The following is a 23840-nucleotide window of genomic DNA, read 5'->3' as shown; positions in this document are numbered from 1 at the left end:
GTCAAATTCAAATTCAGTTCTAGATTGAATAGGAACAAGAAATGATTAAGCCTTATTACTAAATGCATAATTAATATGGCAACTAATATTGGAAAATACTCAATAAAGATAGAAAATTGAAAAAAAAACAAGATATACTGCAATTCTGGAGGGATGTTGAAATATTTAACCTTCCTGATTATAATAAGGATGCCGCACTGATAAACGATGGAGATATACTGCCTTGGCAGCATAAAGCAACTACATTTAAGAAAAATTACAAATGGCGTTACACATTAATTTTTGGAAAAATCGAGAAGAAGTTAATTCTTGACCATCTTAATACTTTACTCAAAATTGAAAACACAAATGATTGGGAGGAACCAATACAAGGTTTTACTTGTCTTTCTGCATTGATTTTAGATGAAGAAGGCCGTCCTTATCAAGATAGTTATGTTACAGCAAGCTACACATTTGGTATTAAGACTTTAGAAAACAAAAAGAATCTTTCTCTGGTAAGTAAATATCTAGAACAGGCAAGAACAGATTTTTTAGAGCGATACAATATACCTGAAGACATTTCTGAGAATGATCCGCCAGTCAAAGGAGATGTAGTGTATTGGAATTATTTGAATAGCGAAATCAGCTATCTGAAACAACTCAGCAAATGGTGGAAAGATGATATTAAAATTTATCTGTTAAAAGAAGAAGTTCCGAAAGACAGTGAACCAAATTCCAGTTTTTTAAATAGTTTTTATTTAGATGATTTAAATTATTTATCTGATATTAAAGAAAAAGAAATCAGTACCACACTGCAGCAATATCTCACATTAGAACCAGTAGTAACTAAACGCAAGGATTTAATTCAAAAGAAAGACTATTTTTTCGATACATTTAATCCAACTCACATAACAGCTGGAAGATGGCCCTCTAATATAGAATATGGATTATATGCGGCACAAGCAGGAGCGGTAAACACTATATTTTCTAATTTACGAAATACCGATGGACTGCAAGGGGTAAATGGTCCGCCAGGTACTGGAAAAACAACCCTGCTGTTAGATGTAATTGCAGAAATTATTGTAGATAGGGCTAAGATAATCTCTGAGCTAGGTTGTGACAATTTATTTTTAAAAGGAAAGGAAAGGTATGTAAAAATTGAAGAAGAAAAATTCACATACCATACATACAATCTTGTACCCTTGCTCCAAAAAAAATTCGGTATTGTAGTAGCGAGCAATAATAATGCAGCTGTTGAAAACATCAGTAAAGAATTACCCTTGAAAGGCAAAATAGATGCCGTTTCTTTTCCTGATGCAGATTATTTTTCTCAATGTGCCACAAAAATTATTGACAATGAGAGTTGGGGAGTACTGGGTGCTGCTTTAGGAAATTCAAAAAACAGAAACACTTTTAGAAATGCTTTCTGGCTGTCGGATAAAGACAAGGGTACTATAGGATTTGAAGACTTGCTCTTTGAAGTTTATAAAGATGATAAAAACGATCAAACGGATATTCATCGCATATCATTTGAGCATCAAAATGAAAAATTTATTTCCCTACTCTATGATTTTGAAGAATTCAAAAAAGTGGCCAGCACATTTCATAACCAACTTCCGACCTTTATTCAGAACGAAAAGAAAGATACACTTTTAAGAGCCCAATTAAAAAAAACAGAAAAAAAATTATCCCTATTATCTGAAGAAAAACAGATTTTTGCCGAAAAGGAATATGAAATAAAAAAGGATGCAGATAGGATCTCATCAATATTATATTTGCATACCCAATGCAAACCTTCTTTTTTCTTCTTTCAAAAATTATTTAGAACTAATGATTTTAAAAAGTGGAAAATTGAAGCAGAAAAGATTATTGCTGATCTTAAATCTATTAATGCTGAATTAGAAGAAATCAGGAGACAAATAGATAAAAATAAAAATGAGACTCAGCTTCTTGTGACTGAACAGCTTGAATCTCAAGATGCTCTATTATTATTGGCTAAATTTTTTTCGCAATATAAAAAATTAGAAGATAAATTAACAGATAAGTACGAAATTGATCCAGAAAATCTCCTTAATACTGTGTTTTATCAAAAAGGCTTGGCAAGTGTCCATTTTTTATATCCTTACCATTCTCCCAAAATAGCCAAACTCAGAAGCGATATTTTTATAGCCGCTTTACGTTTGCATCATGATGCTATTTTAGCCAATGCCAAGAATATTAAAAACAACTTAAAAGCCTATTTTGACATGACATCTGGACGTGTCAAAGTGGACACAGCAATTGCACAGAATTTATGGGATACTTTCTTTCTATGCGTGCCCGTAGCTTCCACCACCTTAGCTTCAGCTAGCCGTCTTTTCCCAAATACGAGCCCGCAGCAAATAGGTTGGCTGCTTATTGATGAAGCAGGACAAGCCACGCCACAATCCGCAGCAGGATTAATTTATCGTGCCAAACGCTGTGTTATTGTTGGCGATCCTTTGCAGGTTGAGCCTGTAGTAACAATCCCTGAAAAATTAGTAACAAAATTGAGAAAAGAACATTCCGTTTCAGTTGACTGGTCTCCCTACAGAACATCAGTACAGCAATTAGCCGATAGGATTTCTTTTTCCGGAACTTATATGAACATAGGCGATACCGATCAAAAAATTTGGACAGGATTTCCTTTAAGAACCCATAGGCGTTGTGATGATCCTATGTTTTCTATTGCAAACGAAATAGCGTACAGCAATCAAATGGTAAAAGCTGTTGTTGGAAACTCTGCAGAAGCGTATATTGGCCCATCTGGTTGGTTTGATGTCAGCACAGCCCCTACATTAATCAATAAGCATGTCATAATAGAAGAAGTTGAGCTTCTAAATCTGAAGATTGCAGAATTAAGAAGTATAGGATATGAAGGAGAAATTTATGTGATTTCACCGTTTAAATCGATAGCTTCATATTGTAGTGACATATTTAGAAAACAATTGAAAGTATACTGTGGAACTATCCACACTTTCCAAGGAAAAGAAGCTGACATTGTGTTTCTTATTTTAGGAAGTGACCCAAAATCATTGGGTGCAAGAAATTGGGCGTCACAAAAGCCGAATATGCTTAATGTTGCACTCACAAGAGCTAAGAAAAGATTTTATGTCATCGGAAATAAAAAAATTTGGTCTTCCTGTAATTATTTTAGTACAATGACAAAAATATTAAAATAGTAATTTTTTGAAAACAATGTTATGAAAAAACGCCTACTCAAGCGGGATTAAGAAATTGTCAAACAACAGAAAATCATGTAATTTAAAAACGCATTTTGTACTATTCACAAAATGCGTTTTGCTTTTATGGCTTTTAAAATTAATTTTCACTCCAGTTTTGTTCAAGCCAAAGTTTAATGTTTTCCTGACTATGAATATTTGCCGGTACTTTTTCTTTGATTAATCTTTCAGCTTTTAATGCCGAAACCTTATTTTTAAAGTTGTGAATCTCAGAAAAAGCATTTACGAAATATAACATTTCGTATCCTTCGTTTCTGTTTAATAAAGTACTGTCGGGTGCTCCTGTAATTTTAGGGTTGTCTCCGTTCAGGACAGTCCACGAATAGTCAGTGTAAACAAGTTCATTTTTTGTAATTAATCCCATTTTTATTAAATTTAATATTAGTTATAATCAAATTGAGTCAATAAAATTGTCATGTTATTACGGAAAACCATAATTAGCCAAGTTTATTCAAATGAAAAATTACAATATTTAAAATTTATACATCTTTTTTGCGATTATCCTTTTGCACCAGATGCTGCAGGTTAGGGTCATTCTTAATACGTTCCAATTCGGTTTCGATAATATGAACAATATCAAGTTTTATCTGTCTGTAATTAGCATCAATTTCCTGTTTCATATTATCTTCTCCATTATTATTTAGAAATGTCCTAATCTGCGGCAGGTTTTGATATGCTTTGGTTTCAGCAGCTACTTTTTTATTATCCACAACAATTTCAGCATGAAAAATCTTTTGCTCGATCCGCTCATCAAAATTGTCCGATACTGCCCCCACAAAAAGACCCTGTGTTAAGGTAGAAATCTTAGAAGCAGGTATCAGACTGTCTAATTGAGTAGAAATTGAGGTGGAGGTATCGTTGCGGTTGACGCTCATGCTTTGTCTTTTCTGTAATACTTTGCCGAAGCGCTCTGAAAGACTTTTTGCAGTTTCGCCAACAACTTGTCCACTAAAAATATTACCGACAGTATTGTGAATTACTTTGCTTTCCTTATCTCCGTAATCTCGGGTTAGTTGCGAATAGTCCTGAAAGCCTAAACATACTGCTACCTTATTACTTCTGGCAGTGGCAATGAGATTATCCAGTCCTCTAAAGTAGATAGTAGGCAGCTCATCTATAATAACGGAACTTTTCAGTTGTCCTTTTTTATTAATCAATTTTACGATACGAGAATTGTATAATCCCAACGCAGCGGAATAGATATTCTGACGGTCAGGATTATTACCGACACATAGTATTTTAGGTTCTTTGGGATTATTAATATCCAATGAAAAATCATCACCTGTCATTACCCAATAAAGTTGAGGAGAAATCATACGGGACAATGGTATTTTGGCTGACGCGATCTGACCTTGTAATTGGTCCTGTGCACCGCCTTGCCACGCATCCATAAACGGAGATAAATAATTTTCCAATTCGGGATAAGATGTAAGTATGGTAAATACATCCGAATACTTTTTATTCAAGAGTTCAATAGCGTGTGGAAATGTGCAATACTTACCATTCTCATAGATTTTGAGGAACCATATTATAGCTGCTAAAAGTATAATTGGGCTTTCTACAAAGAAATCTCCCTGCTTTTGAATCCAGCTTCGGTTCAGGTTTAGCATAATGGTATAAGCTGCTTCGTAAGCATCCGAAATATCCGTCATGAAATCGGGATTGAGGGGATTGCAGCGATGACTTTTTCTGGGATCGTCAAAATTGATGACATAGAATTTAGGCTCTACTTTATATTTGCCTGCATGCTGTAATAAATGGTTGTAGGCGATTGTGGAAAGGTCATCAAACTTGAAATCATATATGTACATTGAGAAACCTTTTTCAATATGTTGCTTGATGTAGTTGTTTACAATGGCATAGCTTTTACCTGATCCGGGTGTACCTAACACAATTGTCGCCCTGAAGGGATTGACTACATTGATCCAACCTTCGTTCCATTTACCTTTGTAATAAAATTTGGTTGGCAAATTAACCGAATATTCATTTTGCATAAGTTGTGTTTCCTGCTGGAAGCTTTCGTTTTCCATATTAAATACATCGTCCATAAGATTATTATTTAACAGACGCTGCATCCATGTCCCGGCCAACAGTAAAGCGATGAAACCTATTGCAAGTGTGAGAATATAAAAGAACGTCCCAATGATAGGTGATAATTTTAAAAGTGGCGTGTTCAGAAAGAAGAGCACGAAGCCAATTCCCAAAACCCCGTAAATTTTAGACCAGGTTATTTTTTCATTCTTCACAGCTTTGCTTCCAAGACAACTTAGGGCCAGCAGCACTGTAGCAAATACCTTAGTATATAATGTATGCGAAAACAGACCAGCCGTCCGTTGGAAATTACCCAATATGGTATTGAGAAATTTCAGCGTCCATCCTCTTTCAAGAAAAAAGCCGTAACAGTACCAGTATAGGTGCATCAGCACTATCAGGATACTTACGGCTCTCATAAATGCCATAATCTTGGCAAGCCCTCTTAAATCATCTTCTCCCTGCATTATAAAACATTTAATATTGAAGTATGAATTTAAATGCTGTATAGTGTGGCTGTAAAAAGGAGGCAGAGATTGGCGGTATACAAGAGTGTTTGGCGTTAAATGGTTTTTATCAACTACAGATTTTATATTGCTTTTTTTTATTAAATTTATGGCTTTATAAATCAGATAGTTATGTTGTTGGTTTAAATAATGAAGATAAAAGGAGGTATAATATGAATTGGAATAATATTGATACTAACCCGGGAGAAAGTGAAGATGAATATGAAGCGAGGAAAAGTCAAGAAAGTCAATCTGCCACAGGAATATTGTTTGCAGTCTTTGCGATTTTTATTTTCATCCTAAAAATGGGTACTATTTTCGGGATGTTTTTTTATGGCGGATTTTTACTGTCTCAGAAATTTTGGGGAGACGAAACAAGCAAGTTTAAAATTTTGGGTTTGGCCCTCTTATTTACCTATGTAATTTTCTGCGTTATTTATTTCATTAAAGGAATTATTATCGGATTGCGGTCAAAGAATAAGAAGTTTTGGATATTACCGTGGGGAATCTGCGTACTTTTATGCTGTATTGTGCCTGCATTTGTAGTAAAATCAGTAGTTGTAAGTATGTACAGCCTAACGGAACGGCAAGGTATATTGTGCATTGTATTGAGTTGGGGAGCATTTATATTTTGTTTATTATACACCTATAGCATTTACCAATTCAATTCAGCAACTGCACCTAAAATTTTGCATTGGAGTTATACTTGGGGGTTAAGACTTTCTTCATAATTGGGAGTTCATAATAAATAACAAAACCTATTGATCTCTCTTAGGTTTCCTTTTCTTTTTAATCTTATTGGCAAAATCCTGTTCTTCGTAATCTTCACCTTGTGCCTCTGGCAGTAATCCTCCCAAAGCTTCAATTATTATGTCCTCTTGTTTATCGCTATATACGAAGTCGAATAATGGATGAGGTTTTTCGTTTGGTAAATCTTCCATATCATTTAATTTTGATAAAATAGGTTGTTGCTGGAGAGGTTCTTTAATTTCGAATTTCATTTTATTGTTCCAGTCATCATTAAAGGTATTGGCGGTAAATTCTTTTCCTAAACGAGAGCCGTTCCAAACTGTTTTGGAACTATGGTCAATAAAAGTGATACCATAAACACGCCCTGTCTCACTTCTGCGGACTACTGTGTTGATACCGTTTTCCGCTAACTGTTTTTTAAAGTCCACTTCATTATTTGTTGTTTGCATAGCGATACTAATGGTGGCTTTGAGAGTGGCTTTTGCTGCGTTATCTTTTAAGGTTTCCTTACATTTTAAAAAATGCAAATCCATATCCGCTAGTCCTGCACTTTTACCAAATAAAGATGCCTTGAAAGGATGTCCGGCCCTTTCTCCGTTCTCCTTTAAAGGAATGTATAATAATCCCCGATGCATTTTTCCATGTAGTTCGCCCTCCACTTTTTCAGTAGTAATATTGAACAGGGAAAGCAAAGCATTGTATTCGCCCAAAGTCTGGAATTTGTAATGTTTAGGCAGGTGACGGATTACTGATGCGATCTGGCTTTTTATATCATCTTTTTGATAATCAACCGGGCGGAAAATTTTGTCATTTTGCTGACGCTCTTTTTCCGTAGCAGGTATCAGTCCATACTTACTTTCCATCTCTCTGCAGAGATTCATAGACCGTCTTTTCTCAAACTTGTCTGAGATTTTTTTGCCATCTTCATCTATACATACTGATACAATATGGATATGAGCACGGTCAATATCCGTGTGTTTGAATACTATAAAAGGCTGTTCTCCATAACCCATTTCCTGCATATATTCTTCTGCCATTTCCCTGAACTTTTCATCACTAACATTATCTTTCGGATCGGGATTGAGTGAAATATGCAAAGCTGGCTTTTCAGTATTACGGTTGGCGATCATGTAAGGTTCAAAAGATTGAGCTAATTGTGCAACGGAATAATGCCCATTTGGCGTTTCAATTATTTTATTTGTAAACAAAATCTGCCCGTTTTCCTTATCTATTTTGAGCTGATTGTATGCCAATGCTCCGTATAAATTGCTCCCTCTTCCGATTTTAGCTATCATCTTAATACTATTTTTTCAAATGTTTTGTTTGAAATTCTTCTGCTAGATCGATGATTTTTTGACATAATACAGCCATTTCAGCCGTTTGTTTTTCCAATTTGTAGAGGTAGGCTGCTGCTTTTTTCTCCGAAAAATTGCGATATAGTAACTTCACAACTTGATTGTAATTCACACCAATTGATCGGAACTGACTATGAAAAGAGGTGAGCCGCATATAGAAATCCAACATAGCTTTGTCTATTATAATCGTTTTAATCTCCTTTCCAAAGAGTACGGAAATGATAAATTTTGCCTTATTAGGCATTCCCGATGCTTCAAAAAGAGATAATAGTTTAGCATTTTCTTCGTCAGTCAGGCGAAAAACGTGGCGGTGGATGCTCGGGTCAGTTTTTGGTGTCCGACCGCCCTTATTGCGTATTATGTTATTGCTTTTGTCCATCACATATTCATTTTTAATTACTGCAAAAAAGCCCTGACTTCGGAAGGGCTTTCCAGCTCCCGGCAGGGCAAGTTGTTTTGAGGCACGAACTCCGTTTCGAGTGCCTCAAAACACAACTTGCCGTGTTCTGGCGAACACAAAAATCCTCCCTGCGGTCGGATTAAATTTAGCAGGGAAAAACAGCTTCGGGCTGTTCCCATTTTTACCAGATATGTCATATTGCTTTTGCATAAGTCAGTTAATAAAAATCACTTTACAAAGTAAAATCTTCTGTAAGAGACTATTGCACTATATGGAATTGCCAAACACTACCTTTGAGTGCCAAGGTGTGCCAAGTTGATAAAAGCACCTATATATCTGCATTTCTTTGTACTTACAAACACATATAAGGACATAGTTAGCTATGCAGGTAACAACCTAAGTACGCAATCAGTTAGGTAGTAATGTATAACTGTGCGGATATAAAAAAGTAACTATTCAAATGCGTGGCTATGTAGCCCGGTAGATACTTACGTAAGCAGGTCTAATGGTGAAAGCGTATCTAATTGCATACAGCTATAAACATGTATTCAGGTACATAGACAGTCTGGTACATGATTACCTAATTACCAATATAAGTACGTACACAGCAATAGGCCTATATACAGTACTGCAAAGGCACATAGCTGTTGATATACGGACATAAAGAAATGGAAATATAAATAATTAAAAACAGTTGAAATATGAATGCAAAACACAAAACAGTATTTATCGCCTTCTCTTCTCAAAAAGGCGGTGTTGGTAAAAGTACATTTACCACACTTGTTGCCAGTACGATGCACTATCGTTTGGGCTACAATGTAGCGGTATTTGATGCGGATTTTCCACAGCACAGTCTGATGAAAATGAAAGCCCGTGATTTGGCAATGGTAATGGAAAATGAGACTTTGAAAAAGCTGGCATACAAGCAATTTACTACCATCAACAAGAAAGCCTATCCGATTATGCAGTATAAAGCGGATAACGTCTTGGAAGCGGCTCATGAATTTTTAAATACTTCTTCAGTTCCGATTGATGTTGTATTCTTTGACCTGCCCGGAACTGTCAACACCCCTGGTATCCTTAAAGCATTGGCAGGAATGCACCACATTTTTACGCCTATTACCGCGGACCGTGTTGTAATGGAAAGTACGCTCATTTTTACCCAGCTTTTGCAGGATGTAATTATGAAAAAAGGGGAAACTTCCATAGAAACCATCAACCTGTTCTGGAACCAAGTCGATGGCAGGGAAAGCACACCATTATATAGCATTTATAATCATCTTATCGAACATTTGGGATTAAGTCTCATGCAGAGTCAAATCAAAAACAGCACACGTTTTCGCAAAGAAAGCGAAGTGGAAAGCAAAACCGTTTTCCGTTCTACCGTAATGCCTCCCGACGAACGCTTGATGAAGGCGTGCCAGTTAGACCTGTTCATGAACGAGTTTTTAAAAATCATTCAATTATAGCCTTATGGAGAGAGAAGAAAATAAAAAGAAAGCTTCGCCAGATATTAATGAGGAGCTGATGATGAACCTGATGGTGGACGGCGTTAAAAAGGAAGGGTTACAGCTCCCGCCGGAAGTTAAAATCGAAGCATCCGAAAAGGAAGATATTAAGCGGCAAGAGAAGCCTGCAGTTAAGGAAAAGAGCAGGAACAAAAGGACAAATGATGCAGATTACGAAAGTATCTTTTTCAAAAAAACAGATACCAATGCCCGTGACGGGAAGACAGTTTATATCCGACCTGATTTCCACGAAAAAATGTCACGGATCGTACAAGTGATAGGCGAAGATAAGATAACGATTTACAGTTATTTAGACAATTTGCTGGATTACCATTTTCAGGAATTTGGCGAGCAGATTACCAAGAGTTTTAATGATAAATACAAACCCATTTTATAATAGCAGTTATGGAAAAGAATAATAAAGCAATCGGTACAAAGAAGATAGGAAAAACCTATTCTTCTAAATTCCTTAAAAGGAATACACTAAAAGGCAGAGGCGATAAATGCATTTATGTACGCCCCGAATATCACGAGAAACTTACCCGAATAGTGAATATTATCGCGGCGGGGCAAATTCCGCTATATGCGTATCTGGACAATATCTTACAGAACCACTTTGAGCTGTATTCCGCAGAAATCATTGAAGATTACAACAAGAACAATAAACCCATTTTATCATGAGAAATTTTTTTAAGAAAAACAAACAGCCTAAAAGAACAGAACAATATCGTGCCAGATTTTTGGTTAATCGGTTTCCATCGGGACGTAACGGCAAGGTAGTTTACATACGTCCGGAATACCACGAAAGGCTCCTGCGTATTGTGCAATTAACGAAGGAAGAAAAGACAACGCTCTATTCTTAGATTGACAACATCCTTGAACACCACTTCAGGGAGTTCGGCGATGATATTACCAATTATTTTAACGAACGTTTTAAACCTATTTTTAAACTATGGAAATACTAATCGTGATATGTTTGCTCGTTGTTATTGCTCTGTTAGCAGACGATAAGATTGTTATGTATAAAAGGGAAAAAGAAAAAAAGGCACAATATAAATTAAACCCTAATCTTCCTGATATTATGGGGCAACCCAAACAGATAAGAAGCCTTTTAGTGCCAAACACTGTCAACGAAAGACAGGATAATGAGCCGGAACAGGAAACTGATAATTTTGATATTGAAATCGACGAAGATGAAGTCGATATACAAATTCCGCAGGAAGAGCTGGATGATGTTTTCAGAAATATACCTGATTTTGAAGAAGAGGAAGAAGAATGGAACAGGTATGGAATATCCGGCAGCGATAACAGTCTTGCCCAAGGGGTTACCTTTGAAGAACTAAGCTCCGTGGGGATGCTGCTGCAAAAAGAAAAATTGGAGCCATCTCAAAAGGAAACAGCGATTGGCATAGTGAAGAAATTACAGGGTACTGAATTATTTAGCCTGCTGGAAAATTCCATCGAGGGTGCTTCAAGAAAAATAGCCATGCTGTTGGACAGCACTTTCTCTGAAACTGACTCTGGTTCTTCTATTTTGCGGAAAAATGATTTGGGTGATTTTGATATTGGGGAGTTTGTATAAATTATCTATAGGGTTGCTAACTGATATTTTAAGATTGCGGCCTTATCTATTTTGTCAATAATATCAATTAAATAAGAGAAATGGTTCAACATATCTTCAACTGATAATTGATGTTCTTCGTTAAGATTATATTGTCCTGGATAAAACTGTAGAAACTTTTCATCCACTATACCATTTCGATGAGCATAAAGATGTCGGATTTGGAGTATCTTTTCAATGTTGTCTTGCTGGACATCATCGAGCACATTTAAATCTTTTATTTGTGAATTATCAGCAATAAATCCCTTTACACTTCCTCTCTGTAATTTACTTAGTTTCTTTTTTGCCCAATATAACACAAACTCTTGCATATCTGCACAATCCAAAACTTCCTTGATGGTAATCTGTTGGCTGGATTTTAATGTTGCTGGATTAGCTAAGTATATCTCATATAAAAGGTCAGTAAGGTAAATCTCAAAATTATCTGCACATGATGAAAGCAAAATTCTCATGAGGATTTTACCCTCTTGATTAGTTGTTGGTGCTGATGCGGAACTAGGATATAATATATTTCCCACATCATCGATAATGTTTAGAACACCTGAATAGTGATCTAAAAACTTTGATTTGGCACCGGTACTAGATGAGCGGAAAGCAAATAAATCATTAGTTAATTTTGTGATTAATGGAAGGCGACTAGTGTTAGTCTGCTTTATTTCCGGATTGCTGAGGACGATCTTACTACCATTTCTAGTGTAGATTTTGTTTTCAATAGAAACTACCGTTAAAGATTTTTCAACTTCAATAACATATAGCCTTTTACCTTGATGAGATAGATATTCATATTTGATACTTGGTTTTGGGGATAATAAGTCAATGGCCTTATGTGTGACCCCGTTGGCATAAAAATCCTCACTTAGTCCTGTTATCTTTATCTCTCCGTTTGCCTCATTTACACCTAAAATGATTATTCCCCCATTTGAGTTAGCGAACGCAGCTATCATTTGCGCAAGACTTCTTGCTGGAGGTAGAACGGCTTTATACTCTAGCTTCTCATTTTCCGGTTTACCTATTATATTGGATAAATCTCTACTAATATTCATTACTAAACAGGGAATTTAACTATTTGAGCTTTCTTTAATAGATGCCCTAATGAAATCATTCTGGGCTTAATCCCATCATCGATCCATAATTCAGAAGGTTCATAATCTAAAATATCACGCTCGGAACCGTAATAAATTATTACTTCACCATTGTAAGCAGGTCTGGCAACTATGCTAATTGGCTTTCCATCTTTTATAATCCCGGCAAGAATTGTAGGTGCTGTTGTTTCGTCCAAATCATCAAGATTATAGTCATTTAGACTTTGTAAATATTCAACAATATTTTCTTTAGCTTTTTGTATTAAACTTTGTACGTATACAAACATATCCGTGTTAGGAGTAGATTTATGAGAAAATAGTAAAGCTAAATCCTTATCCTTTATGGCATCTTCCCATTCTTCTAAAGAAGAAATCCCCATGTTCGCTAGTATTTCTTGTGTTACAGGTAATAATGAATCCCGCGTATGTTGCGTGGTGCCATTATTGTCTAATAGGTCCCGTAGTTGCTGCAAATCGTTTACATTATATTGTTTTAAGAGGGAATAAACCTCTTTTGCTTGTTCTATATTTTCAAATAAACGTGGATTTTCCTCAATTGCCTCTGCTACTTTTGAAAGATGTGCTAAGTCTGTTTTACTTCTCATTACTTTATACAGACTATCTTTATCTTTAATAGTATTCATAAATAACTCAGCTCTTTTTCGGTATGTTTCCGAAAATAGTTCTTTACCCTCATCTGCATTATTGTCAAACCATTCTGATAAGAGGCTAATTGCTTTTATAAAATTTTGATTTTCAGGACTTATATTCTTAAGCCTTTCATTTATTTTAGCTGCAATCTCACTTCTCTTTTTTTCAAAATATCGCCCAAAGCTAATCTTCTGATGGATCAAAATATCATTCCAATCTTCTCCGAGAAGTTGTAAAATTTCTATTAAATGAGGATCTTTTATCTTGTTAATAAAAAGTTGACTCGTAATCAAAAATTCTCCATTCTCGTTTGGTATAATAGCGTTCTTTTCAAGCAATGGGATATTGACTTCATCACTGATAATAAAACTTCCAACTTCATTTAGCCATTTAAAAGTTTGATCTTCATCATTTCTAAAAGACTCTGACAATTTGTTTATTGATTTGGATTTTGCAATATCTCCAACCAATTCAGCAAAGGTAATTTTGCTTATATCGTCCCAAATTATTTCAGTCCAGTTATGCAGCTTATCTTTTTTACAAACCGATTGAGGGAAAAGATCGGAGGTATATTGCCAAAGCTTCTCCTTTGTTTCTTTTGTATATGATTTTAAAGGAAACCAAAGTTCATTTAGCGTACCATTACTTCCGTCTTCTAATTCAACAATTGACTTAGTGAGTAAAAATTTCCTTAAAGGCGTCTGAATATTTGTGACATACCAATCTGCATCAAAGTATTTTTCATCAGTTGAAGGCAGTTTTGTTTTTGCAATACTAAATGCGTTTTTAAACGATTTATGCTCTAAGTTATTAATTAACTCCTTATATAACACGAGAGCTTGCTTCATCAAATCCTTATTTTCAATGACTTCAGGGTCATTTTCTCCCATTAGCCAAATTCCATCTCTTTCTGTTTGTGGATTAAAGTAAAAGCTATTAACTACGATGGGGAAATGAAAGTTTTCTGTCCCAATTAATGGAAAATCACAAAACAATTTTGGTATATTATCTAAACTTAAAACTTCAAAAACGCCGCCTTTTTTCCGTGCTCGCACAGCAATAGATACCGTTCCATTTGTTGCATATAATAATCGTACTATTGATTCTTTGCCATTTTGAATTTTATTGATTTTTTTGAACCCATCCACAATGTCTGGTTCATTTTGGAATATAATTGATTCATTTCTAACGTTATCAATTATTTCTACGGAATATATTTCTGGAATAAATGATAAAACGTATGGAATTAATGTAGTGAACTCATCAACTCCAATTTGCGCTATGTCTTTTTGATCGTCTGAATCTAAAGTATAAGTAAATGAAGTATTGAATTCATCTTCATAGTATTCTTCAATTTCATTGTCTTCTGTAGAAGCATGAAACTCTTTCCAGGCATTCTCAATTTTAGGTATTAACACCGGGGTAGTTTTTCCGTTTCGGTCTAGCGGGAAGCCAAACTGGAATAGGTCACCTCCAATGGTTTCAACAATTCCTTTGATATAGACTTCTTTTGAAAGCAGATGAGTTGTGAGAAATCCAGTACCAAATCTACCGGTCTTAGCACTAACTTCACCTTCATCAACTTCCTTTGAGGATATTTGGTTTATTAGTCCTCTAATATCTTTTTCTGTGAAATGATTACCATTATGTAAAAATTCAATTTTATCATGGTTGTAAACAACCTGAACGGAAACTTTTCTGCCTGTTTCAGCCACGCTGTCTTTTGCATTTTGCAATAGTTCCCAAGCCCAGCGACCATGATTATTTTGTACCGTTTTTTCTAAATCATGGAGTCTCTTGATTATTTTATCCGCAATGGATCTGTTACCATCTTCTTTACGTCCTTCCTCAATTGATTTAATCATAAGTTTAGCTACTTTTCTTCTTCATAATAGATTTTATAATATTTCCTTCCATCTTTCTCAGTTCCTTTTTCAATAAGATTTTTATTTCCATGAATGTAGATATCAAAATTCCTGTCAAGTTTTAAAACACTTTTGAAAACTCGTGATTGTTTTTTTACTGCTTGTTCGGATATTTCAAAACTATCTGCTAACTCTACCTCATTTTCTTGTCTGTAAGTTTTGTCAAATTTTCTGAATGATTCAATTACATTATTATCTCCAAAAACTTCTTTTTCAAACTCTTTTTTGTCAAATATTTCATTTTTTTTGAAGTAATCAACTGAGCGATTTAAAAAATCTATTTTATCAGCTTTAGTTAATTCCAGATCTTGATCTATATGTTTTGTGACAAACTGTTTTGCAATTCCTAAAAATTGATTGGTTTGATGAAATTCGTTTCTAATATTAGATATGTTTAGGAACTCATCTTTCCAATATTGTGCCTCATTTGATTTACTTGCATTGTCTATGATAATAATTTTATATCCGCTTTCACTATCGGTATTAAAAATCAAACATCCTTTATCCATACTTTTTAAATCAAATCCAATTTCATGTATAATATTGTAATTTGATTTTTGCTTCTTCATTTGGATAAATGGAGAAGAAGTTTCAGATTTGAAAATACCAAGAACGTTTACGACTTCGTCTTCAATTACAACATTTTTAAATAATGATATATTTAGTTGCCCTTCTTTTATTTTTGGGTGCATTGATTGTTCATAAAGTAACTTTGCGATATCTTGAGAATCACTAATAAATAAGTCTTTCTTAGAAAATATACTTTTAGTTAAAGTAAATATTTCATTCATTTCAATATTTACTGCATGAGTAAACTTATAAAACTCTTCTGTTTTTAAAAGTGAAAAAAAATATTTCAAAAGATAATTTCTGGTATCAGAATCTAAGATTGATTCCTCCTCAGAAAGATTATATTTTTCATCTCTTAATTTATTTCCTACTTGATGCGTTATTATTTTATCTATTTCTACTTGGGTAAAATCTATTTTATTCATATTATGGTGCATGTTGTTTAGCAAGTGATTGGTATTTCAACCAATTATATTTCTCCATCTTGAATTTTTCAAATTCTTGTAGTAAGAACAGCCTTACTTTATCTTTACTTGCTCCTCTGTATTCATCTTTAAGATTAACGGTTGATACATCAATTGAAAATTCAATGTTGCTAAGTCGTTTTTTAAAATAACCATTGAATCCAAATTGAACCACACAGCTTCCTTCGGCGGCGTGATAAGAAAAGTTGTATAAAGCTTCAATGGATGCCAATTCTATATATTTATGATTCTCATCTTCTTTAATTAAATAATGTTCGTGTAATGTTTCCCCATTTATTTTTAGAGTGTTTACTTTTCCTGTCATCAGCTTAGCAATTTCAACAGGCATTTCCATGGTCCTGTCTGGTGCCATATCCAAATCGGTTGCCCTTTGAAATTCAAAAATTTCAGAACTATCAGTCAAACTTAAGAAAAATTTTATCCTTTCTTCATTTGTGAAATTACTGTATAAAATTCTTTCTACTTCCGTATTTGGCTTAGTATAGTTTTTCTTTTTAAAATCATTGACCAAATGTTTAACACCTAAATCCGCAATTGAAAGGGTTTCTGGAGAAGTGTAAAGCATACGCAAATACACTTTATCATTTTCTTGGACTTTTTCAATTATTATCTCTCCTTCATATTCATTTTTAGTGCGATACCAACCTGAGTTATAATTATTTGTCTGGCATCTAAACTGCATTTTTACCTTGTTAGGATTACCCTCAACCATAGCAAAGTTAGTTTGTGATATTATTGTTTGTCTTGAATCTGCATCTTGTAAAATTTTATTCAAATCAATCTTGTCAGGAACGATCTTTATCAATTCTTCAGTATTGTGCCAAGCTAATGGTCTTGAAGTTATTTTCTGATTCAATTCCTTTCCTCTAATATTTTCTTTTATATATTCAAATTCACTGGGAGAAAGAATGGTAGATAATAGAATGGGATATGTATCATTATTCTTTGAGTCCTCTAAATAAATACCTCTAAGTCGAAGTAAATATTTCAATTTCGTATCTGATAATGATGGATGATTCAAAACGTCTTGAAGAGTTGCTCCAAAAGGAATATGCTTGTTTACTTCTAATTTTTCCATAGTGTTATCGTAAAATTGGGTTATTATAATTAACAACTTCTAATTGAGAAGTAAAAGAGGCATCATTGAAGATTTGTTTGATATTATTTACAGTGGGTAAATGTTCAGTTTCCGAATAATTAGGGAAACTAATTACTGTTGATCCTTGTGAATTACATCCTATATTCTTGGCTATACCCATATATTTCATTAAATCATCCCTATCAAAATTTTCAATTGCATTAATTATGATAGTTGTTTCATTATCTTTTGATGCTCTTAGCGGTAAAATACTGGAATTAATATATTGAACGGGCATAATTTTTCCATTCCTTGGATTTCTGTCGTCATTATTCAATCCATTATTAAAATAAATAAAGTCTATATCATGGTAACGATATTTTAATTGGGCAAAACAAATTGAATCGTATATAAATTCAATTCGCTTATTATCTACTAAAAAAATTCCATCATGATTAACACCTGTATTTAATTCAATCCTTGCTAAGCGACTTATTAAATCGTTTTCACCTGTTCCGGAGTTATTAAGCCAAAAAAGAATTCCTCTATCGAAATGTGTATCAATGTTTTGATGAAGATTAATGGTGTACTGTTTTAGTTCTGATTTTTTAAAAGATTCGATCGCTTTAGCTAGTTCAAGATAACGATCTTTAAATTGTGTAGTAACTTGTGAGATAGGGTACGGGTCTGTACTATATTTTGAAGAGTAGATTACATTTTCAATGGTACTACTGACCATTGGATTAATATAGTGGAAATATCCGTCAATACCGTTTGTTCTTTTTCTGAAATCAGTGTCAATACTTTCAATATCATCATTTCTTAAAGGATTTTTCCATCCTATAAGGTTTAAAAAATCTACTACAACATTTTCCCCAACTTCACCTATACGTTTTGAATATTCTCCCATAAAATTTTAATTAAGTTGAAGCTAAGCTTCTTTATTTTTTTAAGACCCATCTTTTAATCACCAATGCAATTTTTTTCAATGTTTGACTTATGTTATTCTTTGTTTTTAAATTTCTAAGTAAAAAAGGACTAATATAAAAAAATTCTTGTTATAACTGCTATTTGCTGCCAAATAATTCCTCTGACAACCAGTTCATCATAACACCTCTATTTACAAAACACCTTTGTTGCTAAAGTCCGCATACTGCGGAAAAATAGTAACAATTTAAAGTGTTTAATCATGGAAAAACAAAGAAAAACTTTTTTGTTGGCAATACTAACAATGCTGACAGGTTTCAGTGCATTTGCACAAGGAAATGGTACGGCGGGTATCAACGAAGCGACCCAAATGGTAACGTCTTATTTCGATCCCGCAACACAACTCATTTATGCCATCGGAGCGGTGGTAGGTCTGATAGGAGGTGTTAAGGTATACAATAAATTCAGCAGTGGAGATCCCGACACCAGTAAAACTGCGGCAAGCTGGTTTGGGGCATGTATTTTCCTAATAGTAGCTGCTACCATTCTACGTTCATTTTTCCTGTAATCCCAAGGTATATGATTATTTACAACATCAACAAGGGAATTGGAAGAACAGTTGAATTTAAGGGGCTGAAAGCTCAATACCTGTTCATCTTCGCTGGCGGGCTGCTTGGGACACTTATTCTGGTCATGATACTTTACATGGCTGGGGTCAATTCCTATATCTGTCTGTTCCTCGGAGCCGGCGGAGCTTCTCTGATTGTATGGCAGACCTTCTCGCTGAACAAAAAATATGGAGAACACGGATTGATGAAAATCAGTGCAAATAAAAGACATCCCCGCTACATTATCTGCCGCAAGGCTGTACACCGCTATTTAAGGTTCACCGCAAAAAATAATGCCTTATGAGAAATACAGCAAGGACTACAACATTGGAAAGCAAGTTTCCACTGCTTGCAGTAGAGAATAATTGCATCCTGTCAAAAGATGCGGATATTACTACCTGCTTTGAAGTGCATTTGCCGGAATTGTTCACGGTTGCTTCCGCAGAGTACGAAGCAATTCATTCCGCCTGGCATAAGGCTATCAAGACTTTGCCTGATTTTACGGTAATCCACAAACAGGATTGGTATATCAAGGAAAGCTATGCTCCTGATCTAGCAAAGGACGACCAAAGCTTTTTAGCGAAATCCTATCAGCGTCATTTTAATGAACGTCCGTTTTTGAACCATTATTGCTACTTGTTTCTTACTAAGACTACCAAGGAGCGAATGCGGACGCAGAGCAATTTCTCTTCGCTTTGCAAAGGAACCCTGATACCAAAAGAAATCAGGGACAAGGAAACGATACACCGATTTATGGAAGCGGTGGCACAATTCGAACGTATTGTTAATGATAGCGGATTTGTTAAGGTCAAACGCCTGAGCGAAGAAGACATCATTGGAGCAGAGGGAAAACAGGGATTATTGGAACAATATCTGACGCTTTCCAGAGAAGCCGGAACACCAATGCAGGATATCTCACTTGGAGGTGAAGAGGTACGAATCGGCAACAAAAGATTGTGCCTGCACACCTTGTCTGACACAGATGATCTGCCCGTAACGGTATCGGCGGACACCCGCTATGAAAAATTGTCAACTGACCGCAGTGACTGCCGTTTGTCGTTTGCTGCACCAGTGGGATTGCTGCTGAACTGTAATCATATCTACAACCAATATTTGTTTTTGGATAACAGCGAAAATAACCTGCAAAAGTTTGAGAAGTCTGCAAGGAACATGCACTCACTGGCCCGTTACAGCCGTGCCAATCAGATCAATAAAGAATGGATAGAAAAATATCTGAATGAAGCACATTCTTTCGGACTGTCCTCTATCAGAGCACACTTTAACATCATGGCGTGGTCGGAAGATCCAGGTGAACTCAAGCAATTAAAGAATGATAGCGGTAGTGCACTCGCACTAATGGAATGCAAGCCACGCCATAACACTACGGATGTTGCTACCCTGTATTGGGCAGGAATGCCGGGCAATGCCGGTGATTTTCCAAGTGAAGAAAGCTTTTACACATTCATTGAACCTGCTTTGTGCTTCTTCACCGAAGAAACCAATTACCATAATTCGCCATCCCCGTTCGGTATCAAGATGGCAGACAGGCTCACCGGAAAACCAATTCATCTGGACATTTCTGATCTTCCTATGAAGCGCGGTATTATCACCAACCGCAACAAGTTTATACTGGGTCCTTCGGGAAGCGGCAAATCCTTTTTCACCAACCACATGGTTAGGCAATATTATGAACAAGGCGCACACGTCCTGCTTGTAGATACCGGTAACTCCTATCAGGGTTTATGTGAACTCATTAAAGGCAAGACCAAAGGAGAAGACGGGGTGTATTTTACTTATACCGAAGATAATCCGATTGCTTTTAACCCTTTTTACACTGATGACGGAGTATTCGACATTGAAAAGAGAGAAAGCATCAAAACCCTGATCTTGACCTTGTGGAAGCGTGATGACGAACCGCCGACGCGATCCGAAGAAGTTGCACTTTCCAATGCCGTAAGCGGTTATATCGAACGTATCAGACAGGATGATGTATATGCCTCTTTTAATGGTTTCTATGAATATGTGCAGGGTGATTATCGAAAGGTATTGGAGAATAAACAAGTAAGAGAAAAGGACTTTGACATTGCCAATTTCCTGAACGTGCTGGAGCCTTACTACAAAGGAGGTGAATATGATTACCTGCTCAATTCCGACAAGCAGTTAGACCTGCTTTCCAAACGTTTTATCGTGTTTGAAATTGATGCCATCAAAGACCACAAAATCCTCTTTCCCATAGTGACTATCATCATTATGGAGGTGTTCATCAACAAGATGCGCAGGCTAAAAGGTATCCGTAAACTGATCCTGATTGAAGAGGCTTGGAAAGCCATTGCCAAAGAAGGAATGGCAGAATATCTGAAGTACCTTTTTAAAACTGTCAGGAAATTTTTTGGTGAAGCAATCGTAGTAACACAGGAGGTCGATGACATCATCCAGTCGCCCATTGTCAAGGAAAGTATCATCAACAATTCCGACTGTAAAATTCTGCTCGACCAGCGCAAATACATGAACAAGTTTGACGACATCCAGGCGATGCTCGGCCTAACTGACAAGGAAAAGGCGCAGGTACTTTCTATCAACATGAACAACGATCCCTCAAGGCTTTACAAAGAAGTTTGGATAGGATTGGGTGGTACGCACTCTGCGGTATATGCCACAGAAGTTAGCCTCGAAGAGTATTATGTGCGCCCATAAGGGCATATAGCAAATGTGGTTTGGCAACCACTGGGCAAGTGTTTATAATGCCCATCAATAGCCGACTTATCCGAACGGGAAACCCGACGGGGAGTGTAGCATGTCGGAAAAGCCACAAGTCAACTAACTGTTAAGTTGCGACTGAGTGGCGAGTTGAAAGTTAGATATAAGGATGAAGTCTGAATTGATTGAACGATAGTCTGAACGGTCGGTTCTTGGGCTATGACGGAAAACAGTTACAAACGTCATACTGTGGTACTATACTAATGTGAAGTAGTAGTTATAGCATAAACAAACCATAGCGTAGCTGCAATAAGCAGAAAAGGGTGAACATCGCATCCGAGAATCTAACAAGCCAATAGTTGCTATATGTCTAAATGGGGATTGCCTAAGTCGAAATGCCACTGATGTGGCTATGGAGAAAAGCTCCTGAATATTCGATAAGGTAACGGAGCCTCCGTAGTAGTCTGAGCAAGGGAAAGCCTTGTACATGGCGAAGGGAGGCAGTCAATTTAGTTTAATACGATTAATGGAAAATGTGAGAGACATTATGAGAAATCCAGAAATAGTATTGAACAGTCTAATAAAGCACAGCGGAGATTCGAGCTATAAATTCGAAAGGCTGTACAAAGTTCTGTTCAATGAAGAGATGTACTATACTGCTTATCAAAAAATCTACAGCAAAGTAGGTAATATGACAAAAGGTATCGATGGAAAAACCATCGATGGAATGAGTATATCCCGCATTGAAAGGCTGATTGAATCGCTCAAAAACGAAACTTATCAGCCAAACCCATCCAAGAGGATTTATATACCGAAAAAAAACGGTAAGAAACGTCCACTTGGAATCCCCTCTTTTGATGATAAACTAGTACAAGAAGTTATCAGAATGATTTTGGAAGCTATATACGAGGGACATTTTGAACATACTTCACATGGTTTTAGACCACAAAGAAGTTGCCATACGGCTTTAATAAGTGTTCAACAATCATTTACAGCTGTACGATGGTTCATTGAGGGGGATATAAAAGGCTTCTTTGATAATATCAATCATGAAGTGTTGATTGGAATCCTTAAAGAACGTATCGCCGATGATAGGTTCATTCGTTTAATTAGGAAGTTCCTAAATGCAGGGTATATCGAAGATTGGGTATATCACAAAACATTTAGTGGTACACCACAAGGAGGAATTATAAGTCCAATCCTTGCGAACATCTACCTAGATAAACTTGATAAATATATTAAGGAGTACATCAAAGAATTCGATAAAGGGGAAAGAACTACGGCAACACGCCAGTACAGACTATACGAACAAAGACGATACCGCTTGGCAAAGAAACTGGAATGCGAGACAGATGAAACTGTTAGAGCCAAAATGATTGCAGAAATTAAGGAACTACGACAAGAAAGAAACAAATATCCAGCCTATAATAAGATGGATAGTAGTCACAAAAAGTTGAAGTATGTAAGATATGCGGATGACTTTCTTATCGGGATCATAGGTAGTAAGGAAGATTGTAAAAGGATTAAGAATGACATTAAGAATTTTCTTATTGAAAAACTAAAACTCGAACTCTCGGATGAAAAAACCTTGATAACCAATGCTAAGAAACCTGCCAAATTTTTAGGCTTTGATGTCTACGTGCGTAAATCTAATGAAACAAAGAGGGATAAACACGGTAGAACAGTGAGATGCTTTGGAGACAAGATTGTACTCTATGTAACAGCAGAGGTGATGAAGAAAAAGCTACTAAGTTATAATGCGCTAAAATTGATTACGCAGAATGGCAAAGAGGTTTGGAAACCACGCTCCCGATATTACATGAAAGACTTAGATGATTTAGAGATCATAAGTCAGGTAAATTCTGAAATCCGAGGTTTTTACAATTACTACGCAATCGCTAACAACAGTTCATATGTACAGTCATTTTCTTATATCATGGAGTACAGTATGTACAAAACCTATGCACTGAAATATCAAACTTCGGTAAGTAAGGAAAAGACAAAAAAGTGTATCAACGGAGTGTTCTCTATTCCTTATAAAAACAGGAAAGGCGACATACTCTACAGACGCTTTTACAATGAAGGTTTCAAACGCCAGAAAAATGCTCGTGGAGCTTACGTGGATAATTTACCCATGACAGTTACCATCACAGGTGGAAGAAACAGCCTTATAGCAAGGCTGCAAAACGAAAAATGCGAATTATGCGGTGCAAACGAGAAACTGGAAATGCATCATATAAGGAAGTTGAAAGACCTGAAAGGTAAAGAAGATTGGATGAAAAGAATGATTGCAAGGAAAAGAAAAACTTTGGCAGTCTGTTCAAAATGTCACGATAAGATACACGCAGGAAAGTTAGACTGAATAAATTGATGGAGAGCCGTATACCTGGAGACAGGTACGTACGGT

General features: G+C 35.7%; 19 protein-coding genes and 1 pseudogene. 11 read left to right on the top strand and 9 right to left on the bottom strand.

Going from position 1 to position 23840, the window contains the following annotated elements; translation table 11 throughout:
- Positions 1–116 precede the first annotated feature (116 nt).
- A complete protein-coding gene (locus IUY40_RS13820; RefSeq protein WP_195737451.1) occupies positions 117–3179 on the top strand; it encodes an ATP-binding protein in 3063 nt (1020 codons plus the stop codon).
- Between the two features lie 139 nt (positions 3180–3318).
- On the opposite strand, the gene IUY40_RS13815 is transcribed toward IUY40_RS13820, so the two are convergent.
- A complete protein-coding gene (locus tag IUY40_RS13815) occupies positions 3319–3603 on the bottom strand; it encodes a hypothetical protein (protein ID WP_195737450.1) in 285 nt (94 codons plus the stop codon).
- 115 nt (positions 3604–3718) lie between these two features.
- Entirely contained in the window at positions 3719–5737 is a 2019-nt protein-coding gene (mobC, locus tag IUY40_RS13810) for a conjugal transfer protein MobC (protein ID WP_195737449.1), read from the bottom strand.
- Positions 5738–5949: 212 nt separating this feature from the next.
- Between mobC and IUY40_RS13805 the strand changes: the two genes are divergently transcribed.
- Positions 5950–6507 (top strand): hypothetical protein, encoded by a 558-nt coding sequence (locus IUY40_RS13805; RefSeq protein WP_195737448.1) that lies wholly within the window; start codon positions 5950–5952, stop codon positions 6505–6507.
- Positions 6508–6534: 27 nt separating this feature from the next.
- Here the strand turns inward: IUY40_RS13805 and mobB are convergent, their stop codons facing one another.
- Both mobB and mobA read right to left on the bottom strand, forming a co-directional pair.
- A complete protein-coding gene (gene mobB, locus IUY40_RS13800) occupies positions 6535–7821 on the bottom strand; it encodes a conjugal transfer protein MobB (protein WP_195737447.1) in 1287 nt (428 codons plus the stop codon).
- Positions 7822–7828: 7 nt separating this feature from the next.
- A complete protein-coding gene (gene mobA, locus IUY40_RS13795) occupies positions 7829–8260 on the bottom strand; it encodes a conjugal transfer protein MobA (RefSeq protein ID WP_195737446.1) in 432 nt (143 codons plus the stop codon).
- A 722-nt stretch (positions 8261–8982) separates the two neighbouring features.
- Between mobA and IUY40_RS13790 the strand changes: the two genes are divergently transcribed.
- The 5 genes and pseudogenes from IUY40_RS13790 (at position 8983) to IUY40_RS13770 (ending at position 11371) form a co-directional block, all read left to right on the top strand.
- On the top strand, positions 8983–9750 hold the full coding sequence (locus IUY40_RS13790) for a ParA family protein (protein WP_195737445.1): 768 nt from the start codon (positions 8983–8985) through the stop codon (positions 9748–9750).
- Positions 9751–9754: 4 nt separating this feature from the next.
- Entirely contained in the window at positions 9755–10186 is a 432-nt protein-coding gene (locus tag IUY40_RS13785; RefSeq protein ID WP_195737444.1) for a DUF3408 domain-containing protein, read from the top strand.
- Positions 10187–10194: 8 nt separating this feature from the next.
- Entirely contained in the window at positions 10195–10470 is a 276-nt protein-coding gene (locus IUY40_RS13780) for a DUF3408 domain-containing protein (RefSeq protein ID WP_195737443.1), read from the top strand.
- Between the two features lie 14 nt (positions 10471–10484).
- Positions 10485–10754 (top strand): annotated as a pseudogene (locus IUY40_RS13775) (DUF3408 domain-containing protein); the annotation flags it as partial.
- Positions 10742–11371 (top strand): conjugal transfer protein TraD, encoded by a 630-nt coding sequence (locus IUY40_RS13770; protein WP_195737442.1) that lies wholly within the window; start codon positions 10742–10744, stop codon positions 11369–11371. The pseudogene IUY40_RS13775 and the gene IUY40_RS13770, both read left to right, overlap by 13 nt.
- 5 nt (positions 11372–11376) lie before the next feature.
- On the opposite strand, the gene IUY40_RS13765 is transcribed toward IUY40_RS13770, so the two are convergent.
- Genes IUY40_RS13765 through IUY40_RS13745 form a run of 5 tightly spaced genes read right to left on the bottom strand, consistent with a single transcriptional unit; the run spans position 11377 to position 18111 of the window.
- Positions 11377–12453 carry an ATP-binding protein gene (locus IUY40_RS13765; protein WP_195737441.1) on the bottom strand — a complete coding sequence of 359 codons (1077 nt, stop codon included), beginning with the start codon at positions 12451–12453 and terminating at the stop codon, positions 11377–11379.
- 2 nt (positions 12454–12455) lie between these two features.
- Entirely contained in the window at positions 12456–15008 is a 2553-nt protein-coding gene (locus IUY40_RS13760; RefSeq protein ID WP_195737440.1) for an ATP-binding protein, read from the bottom strand.
- Between the two features lie 8 nt (positions 15009–15016).
- Positions 15017–16063, bottom strand: a complete 1047-nt coding sequence (locus IUY40_RS13755; RefSeq protein WP_195737439.1) for a nucleoid-associated protein — start codon at positions 16061–16063, stop codon at positions 15017–15019.
- A gap of 1 nt (position 16064) precedes the next feature.
- Positions 16065–17201 carry a hypothetical protein gene (locus tag IUY40_RS13750; RefSeq protein ID WP_195737438.1) on the bottom strand — a complete coding sequence of 379 codons (1137 nt, stop codon included), beginning with the start codon at positions 17199–17201 and terminating at the stop codon, positions 16065–16067.
- 4 nt (positions 17202–17205) lie between these two features.
- Complete coding sequence (locus tag IUY40_RS13745; protein WP_195737437.1) at positions 17206–18111, bottom strand: hypothetical protein; 906 nt, start codon at positions 18109–18111, stop codon at positions 17206–17208.
- 279 nt (positions 18112–18390) lie between these two features.
- On the opposite strand from IUY40_RS13745, the gene IUY40_RS13740 reads away from it, so the two are divergent.
- From IUY40_RS13740 to ltrA, 4 genes are all read left to right on the top strand, one after another.
- Entirely contained in the window at positions 18391–18696 is a 306-nt protein-coding gene (locus IUY40_RS13740) for a DUF4134 domain-containing protein (RefSeq protein WP_195737436.1), read from the top strand.
- A gap of 11 nt (positions 18697–18707) precedes the next feature.
- Positions 18708–19040 (top strand): DUF4133 domain-containing protein, encoded by a 333-nt coding sequence (locus IUY40_RS13735; RefSeq protein WP_195737435.1) that lies wholly within the window; start codon positions 18708–18710, stop codon positions 19038–19040.
- Positions 19037–21430, top strand: a complete 2394-nt coding sequence (locus IUY40_RS13730; protein WP_195737434.1) for a TraG family conjugative transposon ATPase — start codon at positions 19037–19039, stop codon at positions 21428–21430. Before IUY40_RS13735 ends, IUY40_RS13730 begins: the two co-directional genes overlap by 4 nt.
- Positions 21431–21980: 550 nt before the next feature.
- Positions 21981–23795, top strand: coding sequence for a group II intron reverse transcriptase/maturase (gene ltrA, locus IUY40_RS13725; RefSeq protein WP_195737433.1), 1815 nt, complete (start codon positions 21981–21983; stop codon positions 23793–23795).
- Positions 23796–23840: the final 45 nt, after the last annotated feature.

It is taken from the genome of Flavobacterium sp. ALJ2 (assembly GCF_015594725.1).
Classification (GTDB): domain Bacteria; phylum Bacteroidota; class Bacteroidia; order Flavobacteriales; family Flavobacteriaceae; genus Flavobacterium.
Note: the sequence above shows the minus strand (reverse complement) of the source record. Positions and strands in the feature narration are given on the sequence as shown.